This window comes from Prevotella corporis DSM 18810 = JCM 8529 (assembly GCF_000430525.1).
Taxonomy (GTDB): domain Bacteria; phylum Bacteroidota; class Bacteroidia; order Bacteroidales; family Bacteroidaceae; genus Prevotella; species Prevotella corporis.
This window is the reverse complement of sequence record NZ_AUME01000008.1, coordinates 17,693-29,944: the sequence shown is the minus strand read 5'-3', so window position 1 is coordinate 29,944 and position 12,252 is coordinate 17,693. Positions and strand designations below refer to the sequence as shown.

At 50.3% G+C, this 12,252-nt stretch carries 9 protein-coding genes; 8 read left to right on the top strand and 1 reads right to left on the bottom strand.

All coding sequences use genetic code 11. The annotated features are described in order from the left end of the window. Window positions 1-2 precede the first annotated feature (2 nt). From H515_RS0102440 to aat, 3 genes are all read left to right on the top strand, one after another. Window positions 3-305, top strand: a complete 303-nt coding sequence (locus tag H515_RS0102440) for an ATP-dependent Clp protease adaptor ClpS (RefSeq protein WP_025875332.1) — start codon at window positions 3-5, stop codon at window positions 303-305. A gap of 66 nt (window positions 306-371) precedes the next feature. After that, window positions 372-2,636 carry an AAA family ATPase gene (locus H515_RS0102435; RefSeq protein WP_407635960.1) on the top strand — a complete coding sequence of 755 codons (2,265 nt, stop codon included), beginning with the start codon at window positions 372-374 and terminating at the stop codon, window positions 2,634-2,636. A gap of 72 nt (window positions 2,637-2,708) precedes the next feature. Further along, window positions 2,709-3,353, top strand: coding sequence for a leucyl/phenylalanyl-tRNA--protein transferase (gene aat / locus H515_RS0102430; RefSeq protein WP_028901538.1), 645 nt, complete (start codon window positions 2,709-2,711; stop codon window positions 3,351-3,353). 362 nt (window positions 3,354-3,715) lie between these two features. Here the strand turns inward: aat and H515_RS12850 are convergent, their stop codons facing one another. Beyond that, entirely contained in the window at window positions 3,716-5,512 is a 1,797-nt protein-coding gene (locus H515_RS12850) for a choice-of-anchor J domain-containing protein (RefSeq protein WP_154653620.1), read from the bottom strand. Window positions 5,513-5,915: 403 nt separating this feature from the next. Between H515_RS12850 and H515_RS0102415 the strand changes: the two genes are divergently transcribed. The 5 genes from H515_RS0102415 to glmM all read left to right on the top strand — a co-directional run bounded on the left by H515_RS0102415 (window position 5,916) and on the right by glmM (window position 12,214). Continuing rightward, window positions 5,916-7,277, top strand: coding sequence for a dipeptidase (locus H515_RS0102415; RefSeq protein WP_028901537.1), 1,362 nt, complete (start codon window positions 5,916-5,918; stop codon window positions 7,275-7,277). Window positions 7,278-7,683: 406 nt separating this feature from the next. Continuing rightward, a complete protein-coding gene (locus H515_RS0102405) occupies window positions 7,684-8,595 on the top strand; it encodes a glycosyltransferase family protein (protein ID WP_025875344.1) in 912 nt (303 codons plus the stop codon). A gap of 141 nt (window positions 8,596-8,736) precedes the next feature. Further along, window positions 8,737-9,774: a DHH family phosphoesterase gene (locus tag H515_RS0102400; protein ID WP_028901535.1), complete on the top strand. Its 1,038-nt coding sequence runs from the start codon at window positions 8,737-8,739 to the stop codon at window positions 9,772-9,774. A gap of 152 nt (window positions 9,775-9,926) precedes the next feature. Then, complete coding sequence (locus H515_RS0102395; protein ID WP_025875346.1) at window positions 9,927-10,565, top strand: DUF4827 domain-containing protein; 639 nt, start codon at window positions 9,927-9,929, stop codon at window positions 10,563-10,565. 257 nt (window positions 10,566-10,822) lie between these two features. Further along, window positions 10,823-12,214 (top strand): phosphoglucosamine mutase, encoded by a 1,392-nt coding sequence (gene glmM, locus H515_RS0102390; RefSeq protein ID WP_028901534.1) that lies wholly within the window; start codon window positions 10,823-10,825, stop codon window positions 12,212-12,214. Window positions 12,215-12,252: the final 38 nt, after the last annotated feature.

The following is a 12,252-nucleotide window of genomic DNA, read 5'->3' as shown; positions in this document are numbered from 1 at the left end:
TCATGGCAAAAGAACAATCATCCGTCAAACAACGGGAACGCACCCACCTGCGCGAGCCAAGGAAATACAAGGTGATACTGCACAACGACGACTTCACGACGATGGATTTCGTCACGTTTATCCTCGTCGATGTGTTCCAAAAGACCTACGACGAGGCTGAGGCGCTTATGATGCAGGTGCACCGTAAGGGAAAGGCCGTGGCTGGCATCTACAGCTACGACATCGCTTTGTCGAAAATCGACAAGGCCACCGAGCAGGCACGGGCGCATGATTTCCCTTTGAGACTAACTTATGAGGTGGAATAAATGAGCAAGCAAGAAGAACAAAAAATAACGAAATGGTTCGGCGAGGCCATGTCGGAGGCGACCAACATGGCACAGGAGATGGGTCACGAGTTCATCCTCCCCGAACATCTGCTCGCCGCTATACTCCGTCAGTCTCCCTGTCGTGCGGCAATGGCGAGGACGGGGGTGTCCCAACGTGTGCTGGCAAGTAAGCTCAACGAATATTTGGCTCATGTGGAGGCAAGTGATGGCGGTGATGAGGCACCCGAATTTTCCTACCAGACGAAACAACTCGTCACCATCACGATGCAGATGGCGCAGTTGGCACAGATCAACGGACTCGATGTGCCGCACCTGATTAAGTCCATTTTCCTCTTGGAAGATTCGATGGCAAACTATCTTCTGTCAAGTGCCGTTGCTAATCAGGCCGATTTAATGGCAGAATTGATTGATACCTATGAATCAGCAGAGTATGATAGTTCTGATGAAGTGTTAGATGAAGACATTATAAACACTTTCGGAGATGACGACGAGAGTCTGGATATGGTAATGGACGACACCGATTTCCTGGGTGGTGAGATAGCCGAGCCCAACGATTGGCGACAGTTTGTCACGTGCGTCACTGACAATATAGACCACCATAACCCGCTCATCGGACGCACGAGCGAGCTTGACAGAACCATACAGGTGCTTTGTCGCAAGGAAAAGAACAATCCGCTGCACGTGGGAGAGCCGGGAGTGGGCAAGACTTCTTTGGTTTACGGGCTGGCAGATAAGATAAGGAAGGGCGAAGTGCCCGAAAGGCTGAAGAATTGTCGCATCTATCAGATGGACATGGGGCAGATGTTGGCTGGCACACAGTTCAGAGGCGATTTTGAAAAGCGCCTCAAACAGGTGATGACTGGGGCTATTCGTGAGGGGAACGCCATCATCTACCTCGACGAAATGCACAATATCATGGGGGCGGGAACGACCAATGAGGGCGGCCCTGATGCCTCAAACATACTGAAACCTTATCTTGAGTCGAACGATGTCAGATTCATAGGCTCAACAACTTACGAAGAATACAATCAGAAGATTTCAAGATCGCGCGGCATTGTTCGGCGCTTTCAGCAAATTGACATACTGGAACCATCGACGGCGGAGACCATCGAGATACTGAAAGGACTCCAACGGAAATACGAAACCTTTCACCATGTCGTCTATCGGCCAGAAGCCATCCGCTTTGCCGCAGAAGCCAGTGCCAAATACATAGCCGATCGCTTCCTCCCCGATAAGGCTATCGACCTCATCGATGAGGCTGGGGCCTACCTTGAGCTACATCCCAACGACCGAAAGACACAGTACGTCACGAAAACGCTCATCGAGGAGATTCTGCAACGTGTGTGCAAGGTGAACGCTGTGGCCATGAAGGAGGACGGAAACGAGGCTTTGAAGTCGCTTCGGTCACGCATCGCAGCGCAAATCTACGGGCAAGACGAGGCCGTCGGTCAGGTAGTGGAGGCCATTCAGATGGCTAAGGCCGGACTGCTCGACGACGATAAGCCACTGGCAAGTCTGCTCTTCGTCGGCCCTACTGGTGTTGGAAAGACTGAAGTTGCACGAGTGCTGGCGCATGAGTTAGGTATCGAGCTCGTTCGCTTCGATATGAGCGAATATACCGAGAAGCATACCGTAGCAAAGCTCATCGGTTCGCCCGCCGGTTATGTGGGTTACGAGGATGGTGGACTACTTACCGACGCCATTCGCAAAACTCCCAACTGTGTGTTGCTTCTTGACGAGATAGAGAAAGCTCATTCAGACATTTACAACATTCTGCTTCAAGTGATGGATTATGCCCGTCTGACCGACAATAAGGGACAGAAGGCCGACTTTAGGAACGTCGTTCTCATCATGACTTCTAATGCCGGGGCGCAGTATGCTGGTCAAGCGAACATCGGTTTCTCTGGTACGACGGGCCGTGGTGAAGCCATGCTCAAGCAAGTGAAACGTACCTTCATGCCAGAGTTTATCAATCGCCTGTCGGGAACGGTCGTTTTCAACGAAATGGACAAAGGAATGGCAACGCTCATCTTGCGGAAGAAGCTCGCGAAGCTCAGTGAAAAACTCGCCGTGCGCAAGGTGACGATGACGCTTTCCGCTGAGGCCACCGACTATCTGCTGAGACTCGGTTTCACGAAAGAATACGGAGCGCGCGAGATGGACCGTGTGATTGCCGGCCGTCTCAAACCGCTGCTGATGCGTGAGATATTGTTCGGTAAACTGAAGAGGGGCGGAACGGTTGAAATCGGCTGCACGGGCAAGACGCTGGTGCTGAGAATCCAGTCCGCCATGCTGACCAAAACCCGATGAAATGGAGAGAAAACGTTTGATGACATCTGCCCGAACGGTCTCGCTTTCGTCGATGGAATGGAGGAAAATGCCATGATTGTCAAACTCGATCCTGACGTTCTGGGATTCCCCGACCCGCATTTGGGCGAGGATGACGGACTTTTCGCCATCGGTGGCGACCTGAGCATCGACCGATTGCTGCTGGCTTACAGCTACGGTATTTTCCCTTGGTTCGACTTTCGGCGATGGAATGACATTCTCTGGTGGTGTCCGATGGACCGATTCGTCATCTTCCCCGACAAGATTCATGTATCGCACAGCATGCGAACGCTGATGAACAAGGAACTCTATACTGTGGGATTCAACGATGATTTCGACGGTGTCATATCCAATTGCTCACGATTGCGCTACCATGAGGTCGGCGCTTGGCTGGGAGAGGACATGATTGAAGCCTACAAGTGTCTGCACGAGCAAGGTTTTGCGGCAAGTGTCGAGGTGCGTGACAAGAGCGGAAAGCTCGTCGGAGGTCTGTATGGCGTGACGATTGGCCGCAATTTCTTCGGTGAGAGCATGTTCTCGCTGGTGCCTTCGGCCTCCAAACTTGCGCTCATTCATTTGGCAAGGTTCATGGAAGATAACGGTGGAGGGCTCATCGACTGCCAGTTCGAGACGCCACACCTGAAGTCTATGGGCGGAAGCCACATCTCTTACGACGAATACATGAAGTATCTGATATAGATACGCTTACCTATCAACATCGAAACGTAAAATAGCGCCATCCGTAACATCCCGAATGTTGCAGATGGCGCTATTCAGTCTGAGCTTGATAGCTATTCTGTTGTTGTAAGAATTGCTAATGGTTCATTGTCTTTCCGCCAGCGGTCGCCTTGTCTCACCTGACCTAAAGGTCTTTTATGGTTACCCAATCGGCCAGTTTTTAGGGAAATAGCAAACAATAAATCGCAAGTTTTTATAAGTATAATGGATGTAATTTAGTGTCTCAAAGTAATGGCTTGTTCATGCTTTACGACATAAACAAGCCACTCTTTTTTCATGAAAACCTATGAGTAGGTTCACCTACCGCAATTATTCAGCATAGCTTATTTTACGGTAATTTTCTTTGTTTCGTCTTTGGTTCTTACCACATAGATGCCTGGTTGGAGTCTTGTTCTGATGTCAGACAGGCTTACCTCATAGCCAGTCATCACCTTCCGGCCCTTGATGTCGAATATTTCGGCAACCTTGCCTAAGCTCTTGTCGGCATTCACCTCATCGATGCCAGCTGCTGTCATGTTGTTTGCCGACAGTGCGATGTACTGATCGGCTGCGCCACGTGACGAAACCTTGATGTAGGCTTGGTGAACGCCAATCTTGTCAGACTTGAATGACACCTTGATAGTTCCGCCTTCTTTTGGCAATGTCTTGGTGGAGAGCTTGAACTTGCTTGCGTTTGGTCCGCTCACCTTGAGCTGCAGTGGCTCGGTTGTGTTCTTAGCGTTGATTGTGATGTCCTCGGTCACGTTGTTGACGCTCTGCTTTGCTGCGAAGGCGATGTTGTTATTGGGGATGAGAATCATCGGAAGATCGGTTCTTCCGTAAGAGATGTCGTCGATGTAGTAGGTCGCCGAGTTCGACATTCCTCTCATACTCTTGAACCCGAAGCCAACAAAGAACACGTCGTTCAGCTCCAATCCTTCGAGGTTGACGTGGTATTCGTTCCAGTCTCCTGACTCATCCTTCGTGTTAGGAATCTTAAATCCGCCCATTTCGCCCTTGAAGATTTCGCCGTCCTTGAGATCCATGTAATAAACCTTGAACTCATCGGTCTGATTATCCATGAGATAGTCGCCACGGAGGCGAATGGTGAGCATCTTAGAGTCAGAGTTTTTGAAGTCGAGCGGTGGGGTGACGAGCAGCATTTCGCATTCTTTCTCATCGCCATACTCCACCTTACTGTCGTATGGTGTCACCTTAGCCACCTTCTCTCCTGGTGTAATGTCGGTGCTTGGGTACTGGTAGCCCCACCATGCGCGTGTTCCCGTCACTGCGACGTTGGTCCATCCCTCGATGTTGATAGGCTTGTTGCGTTCCACATTGTCAAACATTTCGTTGAGGACCTTCAGCGGATTGTCTTCTTTCAGCTTGAGTTCCACTCCCTCTTTCTTTTCGACGGTGGTTTTTGGTGTAGCGATTCCGCTGATAGGGATGCGCTGTGTCTTCATTCCGTACGACGAAACGATGATGGTGTCCTTGTATTCGCCTGCCGTGAGCGGAGCGAAGGTGACGTTGACGTTCTGCGAAAGGTTCTTATATACTGATGCTGTGCTGAGTCTGAACACCTTGTTCTGTGCGAAACGGATGTTTGTATTCTCTGCCATGTTCTTGGTTTGGACGCGTATTGCCTGCACTGTCGTCTGTGCGGCCTCGCACTTAAACTGTTCGAGTGTGTTGGGAGTGACGGTTGCCATCGGAGGGTTGTTCTTGTCGATGGCGATTCCTTCGAGTTTCACCATTGAGTATTTTTCGGGCAGTTCCGTACAGTCTATGGTGAGGTTGGCCTTGTGCGCCTTCACGGTTGTTGGCTTGTAGGTCACGGTAATCTCTGTGTCGCTTGTTCCTGCCGGAATGGTGGTCGGTGTAACCATGAACTGTTTCTTGTCGTAGCCTGTGATTTCGAGAATCACTGGTACGGTGGTGTTGGCCACTTGAATGTGGAATTTCTTCATCTCGATGGTCTCACCGATGTATCCTTCGGCACGTGTGAAGCTCACATTCTCAATGGTCATCGACGGAGCGGTGCTCTGTGCCATCACGTTTTGTGGGATTAGAGACAATCCTCCTACAGCGGTCGTTCCCATCAGGCACGACACGAAAAGGTGTAAAAATTGTTTTTTCATAAAGTTTTGATATTTTTTTGTGAGTAAAGAATATTAGTAATAGTGTTTAAACATGGCACACGGCACATGCAATTAATCGTTATTGGTTTTTAATTTCTGTCTGTTTGATTAAATTCGTGTAAATTTAGTATCTGGATGCAAATGTAATGTATTTTTCTTTAATACAAAAGAAAGTCATCTTTTTTTTACTCAGACAATCGCTTTTTGATGCTTTTGTTCGTTTTATGATAGCAAAATGATATATGCTTACGGCTTTTCGGCATCATGACGACGGTGCGATGGACATGGGATTGATAATGATTTTTAAGATTTTTATAGACTCGTTTGTCGTGATTCATTCGTGGTTTATACAAAATTTATGTAAGTTTGCACCAATAAGTGATTTACCCTTAAACCCAACATTATGATTAAAGAGTATATAAAAGACAATCAGGAGCGAATACTTGATGAGCTTTTCAGCCTGATTCGTATTCCCAGTGTGAGCGCCCAACCAGAGAAGCATGGCGCAGACATGATCCGTTGCGCCGAGCGGTGGAAGGAACTGCTGCTCATGGCTGGTGTTGACAAGGCCGAGGTGATGCCCACCAATGGCAATCCGGTGGTCTATGGCGAGAAGATTGTTGACCCAAAAGCCAAGACAGTGCTCATATATGGACACTATGACGTAATGCCCGCCGAGCCATTCGACCTTTGGAAGAGCGAGCCGTTCGAGCCTGAGGTGCGCGACGGTCACATCTGGGCCCGTGGTGCCGACGATGACAAGGGACAATCGTTCATCCAGGCCAAGGCCTTTGAATATGTGACGAAGAACGATTTGCTCAGACACAACATCAAATTCATCCTCGAAGGCGAGGAGGAGGTAGGCTCTCCCAGCCTGAGCGCATTCTGTTCAGATCACAAAGAGTTGCTGAAGAGCGACGTGATACTGGTTTCCGACACGAGTATGCTGTCGAAGGACTTGCCGTCGCTGACCACCGGCCTGCGTGGGCTGGCCTATTGGCAAATAGAGGTGACCGGTCCGAACCATGACCTGCACTCTGGCCACTTCGGTGGTGCGGTAGCGAACCCCATTAATGTGCTCTGCCGGATGATAGCTGACGTCACGAACGCAGACGGCAAGATAACGATTCCCCATTTCTATGACGACGTGGAGGAAGTGCCAGCAGAGGAGCGCAAGATGGTAGCCGAGATACCGTTCAACCTTGAGGCCTACAAGAAGTCGCTCGACGTCGAGGAACTCTTCGGCGAGAAAGGCTACAGCACCATCGAACGCAACGGCTTCCGTCCGAGCTTCGATGTATGTGGCATCTGGGGCGGATATCAGGGCGAGGGCTCAAAGACCGTCATCCCGTCGAAGGCCTATGCCAAACTGTCGTGCCGCCTTGTGCCGCATCAGGACCATGAGAAGATTGGCCAACTCGTGGCCGACTACTTCCGAAAGGTGGCCCCCAAGTCGGTCAAGGTGAACATCGAGTCTCTCCACGGTGGGCAAGGCTATGTGTGTCCTATCGACCTGCCAGCCTATAAAGCAGCCGAGAAGGGATTTGAGAAAGTGTTTGGACGCCGCCCTCTGGCCGTTCGCCGAGGCGGAAGCATCCCCATCATCGCCACTTTCGAGAAGATTCTCGGTGTGAAGACCATCCTCATGGGCTTCGGCCTTGAGTCGAACAGCATCCATTCGCCCAACGAGAACATGCCACTCGACATGTTCTGGAACGGCATCGAGGCGGTCATCAACTTCCATTTGGAGTTCGACAAGCAATAACCGACCGTCGCCGGTACAACGTTTTCGCCCCTTCCCATGCGTGGGACGGGGCGAAATTGTTGTTAGAAGTGGAGAATCGAGGAACAATCAGCTAAACATCTGTTTTTCAGTGTGTTGCAAACCACCTTGCAAAAGCTCACCTTTCATCGTGCAAAAGCTCACCTATCACAAGACAAAAGCTCACCTATTGCAATGCGAAAGCTAAGCTGCGGCCGTGCGGAAGCGAAAATGCCTGACAATGGCGGCCCAGCATCTGTAACATCGACGCACCACGGGGGAGCGACAATCGTTGAAAAACGATTTGGGATAAAGTTGGCGATAGCCGATAAATTTTGAAATCTTTTTATTACCTTTGCAACGAAAACGAAGATAATCTATCTGAGGTAAACGTATAAAACATCACTATATGAAACCTACATTGTTATTGCTCGCTGCGGGAATGGGCAGCCGTTACGGCGGACTCAAGCAGCTTGACGGCTTAGGACCTCACGGCGAGACCATCATGGACTATTCCATCTACGACGCTATTCAGGCCGGATTCGGAAAAATAGTGTTCGTAATACGCAAGGATTTCGAAGAGCAGTTCCGTGAGAAGGTGCTCTCCAAATACGAAGGCCATATCCCGGCAGAACTCGTCTTCCAAGGCATCGACGCCCTTCCCGAAGGGTTCACAGTGCCAGAGGGCCGTGAGAAGCCCTGGGGAACCAACCATGCCGTGCTGATGGCCAAGGATGTCATCAACGAACCTTTCTGCGTCATCAACTGCGACGACTTCTACAACCGCGATTGCTTCAAGGTCATCGGCAAATACCTGGCCGACCTGCCCGAAGGGGCCAAGAACGACTATGCCATGGTGGGCTTCCGCGTGGGCAATACGTTGAGCGAGAACGGCACAGTGTCGCGTGGCGTCTGCTCGACCAACAAGGAAGGCAACCTCACCACTGTCGTAGAGCGCACGAAGATAGAGCGTCGCGACGGCAAAGTACAGTATCTCGACGACAACGGCTCATGGGTGACCGTTGATGACAACACCCCCGTGTCGATGAACGTGTGGGGCTTCACCCCCGACTATCTTGACTACAGCGAGGAATACTTCAAGGAATTCCTGTCCGATCCACGCAATATGGAGAACAAGAAGTCGGAATATTTCATCCCGATGATGGTCAACAAGCTCATCACAGACGGCACAGCCACCGTGAAAGTGCTCGACACCACCAGCACATGGTTCGGCGTCACCTATCCAGAGGACCGCGAAGGGGTCGTGGAACGCATCAAACGACTGGTTGACGAGGGTGTCTATCCATCAAGACTGTTCTGAAACAATCTAACATTTTTAATTTTTTCATGCGTCCAACCGTGAGAGGGAGAACCACCCAAACGGACACTCCCTTTCCGGTTGGTTTTTCAACAAGGAACAATTCATCCACAAAAAGAACGACCAATAACCAACAACAAAAGAATGAACATCAATCTCTTAGACGATAAGGAATTAGAGAAACTACGCACGCTGCTTGCCGAGGCACGGCACATCGTCATCTGTGCCCACAAGTCGCCTGACGGTGACGCACTCGGTTCCACGCTCGCATGGAAATCATATCTCAGACAACTGGGAAAGGACGATGTGAGAATCTGCCTCCCCGATGCCTTCCCAGACTTCCTTAGGTGGATGCCGGGCAGCAATGAGGTGCTGCGCTACGACAAGAGACCTGCCGAAGTGAAGCGCGCTTTCGATGCCGCCGACCTCGTCTGCTGCCTCGACTTCAACCAGATGATGAGAGTCGAGGACATGAGACCTGTGCTGGAGGAATGCAAGGCTAAGCGACTGCTCATCGACCATCACATAGACCCAGACAGAAACAACGAGCTGACCATCTCTCGCACAGAGATTTCGAGCACATCCGAAATCGTTTTCTCGCTCATATGGCAGCTGGGAGGCTACGATGACATGGCAAAAGATTGCGCACAATGCATCTATTGTGGCATGATGACCGACACAGGAGGCTTCACCTACAACTCAACACGCCCCGAAATCTATTTCATTATTAGCCAACTGCTCGCCAAGCGCATCGACAAGGACAACATCTACAACAAAGTTTATCACAACTATTCGACCAATGCGCTCAAACTGAGAGGCTATATCATCTACAACAAGCTCAACGTCGTTGAGGAACTCCATGCCGCTTACTTTGCCGTGACAAAAGAAGAGATGAGACGCTTCAAGTTCATCAAGGGCGATCTGGAGGGCGTCGTCAACATACCACAGCAAATTAAAGGACTGAAACTGAGCATTTCGCTGCGCGAAGACACCGAAAAGCCCAACCTCGTGCTCGTCAGCCTTCGCTCAGGCAACGGATTCCACTGCCAGCCCATGGCCGTTCGCTTCTTTAACGGGGGCGGACACGCAGATGCGTCGGGCGGAAAGCTGCACTGTTCTATCAAGGAGGCAGAGCAAATAGCACTCAAAGCCATACTGGCATTCAAGGACGAGCTGCGATAGCAACCCGAAAGGCACAGCGCCGATAAGGGGAAGGATAAAGTATTTTAATATATTTTCTGACTTCTGCTTGCCCCGTCTTATTTTCTTTTCTTATCTTTGCACAATGATAGACAACGAAACGATTAAGTAAGCAACAACGAACACATTATAGAATGAAGAAGATCACTTTACTGCTCGTGGTTCTGGCCGGAGTGCTGGCACTGTATTCATGCAACAAAAACGATACCTACGCTGACCAGCTTGAACGCGAACGCAATGCCATCAACGACTTTATCACAAAGCGCGGCATCACAGTCATCACCGAACAGCAATTCAACAAGCAGGGACAGACCACCAATCTGTCCAAAAACGAGTTCGTAAGGTTCACCAACACAGGCGTTTACATGCAAATCATGAACAAAGGGGTGGGCGAGACAATAAAGAAAGGTGAGACAGCGACAGTGCTTTGCAGATTCGACGAACGCAGCATCTTCAAGGATTCCATCCAACTCAGTAACAAAGTGCTCTATTGGAGTGGCGTTGTTGACAAGATGTCGGTCACCAATACCAGTGGGACATTTACAGCTTCGTTCGACAAGGGCTCAAGTGTGATGTACCAGTCCTACAAGAGTGCATCTGTTCCAGCAGGCTGGTTGGCCCCCTTGCCCTACATCAACATAGGCAGAATAAAAAGCGCCGCCGACTCACTGGCTCATGTAAGGCTCATCGTTCCGTCAACTCAGGGGCAGCAGAATGCCAGCCAAAACGTCTATCCGTGCTTCTATGACATCACCTACGGGCGCGGACTATAATAAAATTGAAGAAGGAATAGGAAATCATCAGTGTTTCTTATTCCTTTTTTCAATCATTGACAGTTTGCCTTTCGATAGTCTAAAGAGGCATAATCAATTATTGACGGGCTGCCTTTCGATAATCTAAAGAGGCATAATCCATTATCAACGAACAACAAACGCTTCACACATCACGGTCTTTTCGCTCACCGTCGGCAATACGACAGACCACGAAAGACGGGGTGGAAGCAATTAAACGATATAAAGAAAACAATACTATGACGCTAATTAAGTCTATCTCAGGAATCCGTGGGACCATCGGAGGCCACACCGGAGACACCTTAAATCCGCTTGACATTGTAAAATTCACGTCGGCTTATGCCACCTTCATCGCGAGCAAGCATCCAGATAAGAAGCTGAAAATTGTGGTAGGACGCGACGCAAGGATATCTGGCGAGATGGTGAAGAACATCGTTTGCGGCACGTTGATGGGCATCGGCGCCGATGTAGTGAACATCGGCCTCGCCACCACTCCTACAACGGAACTCGCAGTGCGCATGTCGGGAGCTGATGGGGGAATCATCATCACCGCATCGCACAACCCCCGCCAGTGGAATGCGCTGAAACTGCTCAACCATGAGGGCGAATTTCTCACCGCTTCCGAAGGTGCGGAGGTGCTGAACATCGCCGAACGCGAGGATTTCAACTACGCTGACGTCGATAAACTTGGTCAATACACCGAGGACAACACATATAATCAGAAGCATATCGAGGCTGTCAAGGCATTGAAACTGGCAGATTTGACTGCCATCAGAGAGCGGAAGTTCCGTGTTTGCGTCGATACGATCAATTCAGTGGGAGGTGTTATCCTGCCGAAGTTGCTCGACGAGTTGGGCGTAGAATACAAAATACTCTACGGTGAGCCAACAGGCGATTTCGCCCACAACCCCGAACCCATCGAAAAGAACCTCAGCGGCATCATGGAAGAGATGCGAAAGGGCGGCTACGACCTTGGAATCGTCGTTGATCCAGACGTCGATCGCCTCGCGTTCATTCAGGAGGACGGTGTGATGTTTGGTGAAGAATACACTCTTGTCAGTGTGGCTGATTACATTCTCGACCATGTGAAGGGCAATACCGTGAGCAATCTTTCGTCAACCCGTGCGCTGCGGGACGTGACGGAGAAGCATGGAGGCAAATACTATGCATCGGCGGTGGGCGAAGTCAATGTGACGACGAAGATGAAGGAGGTCAATGCCGTCATCGGAGGCGAGGGAAACGGTGGAGTTATCTATCCGGAGAGTCACTACGGGCGTGATGCGCTCGTCGGAATTGTCCTCTTCCTCAGCTCGTTGGCTCAGAAAGGACTCAAGGCCAGTGAACTGCGAAAGACCTATCCGTCCTATTTCATTGCCAAAAACCGCATCGATCTGACGCCAGAGACCAACGTTGATGCGATATTGGCGAAGGTTAAGGAACTCTACGGACAGGAAAGCGATGTTCAGGTGACCGACATCGACGGCGTAAAGCTTGATTTCCCGACGTCGTGGGTACACCTCCGCAAGTCGAACACCGAGCCTATCATCCGCATTTACAGTGAGGCGGGGTCGATGAAGGAGGCCGACGCATTGGGCAAGAAGCTCATGCAGGTGGTTTATGATATGCAATAAGATAGTGCAGAATGGCCAAACCCCACTGGTTTGGCCAG

Coding starts and splice junctions, on each gene's coding strand:
- H515_RS0102440 (WP_025875332.1), top strand. CDS start 3: ATGGCAAAAGAACAATCATCCGTCAAACAACGGGAACGCACCCACCTG.
- H515_RS0102435 (WP_407635960.1), top strand. CDS start 372: ATGGCACAGGAGATGGGTCACGAGTTCATCCTCCCCGAACATCTGCTC.
- aat (WP_028901538.1), top strand. CDS start 2,709: ATGATTGTCAAACTCGATCCTGACGTTCTGGGATTCCCCGACCCGCAT.
- H515_RS12850 (WP_154653620.1), bottom strand. CDS start 5,512: ATGAAAAAACAATTTTTACACCTTTTCGTGTCGTGCCTGATGGGAACG.
- H515_RS0102415 (WP_028901537.1), top strand. CDS start 5,916: ATGATTAAAGAGTATATAAAAGACAATCAGGAGCGAATACTTGATGAG.
- H515_RS0102405 (WP_025875344.1), top strand. CDS start 7,684: ATGAAACCTACATTGTTATTGCTCGCTGCGGGAATGGGCAGCCGTTAC.
- H515_RS0102400 (WP_028901535.1), top strand. CDS start 8,737: ATGAACATCAATCTCTTAGACGATAAGGAATTAGAGAAACTACGCACG.
- H515_RS0102395 (WP_025875346.1), top strand. CDS start 9,927: ATGAAGAAGATCACTTTACTGCTCGTGGTTCTGGCCGGAGTGCTGGCA.
- glmM (WP_028901534.1), top strand. CDS start 10,823: ATGACGCTAATTAAGTCTATCTCAGGAATCCGTGGGACCATCGGAGGC.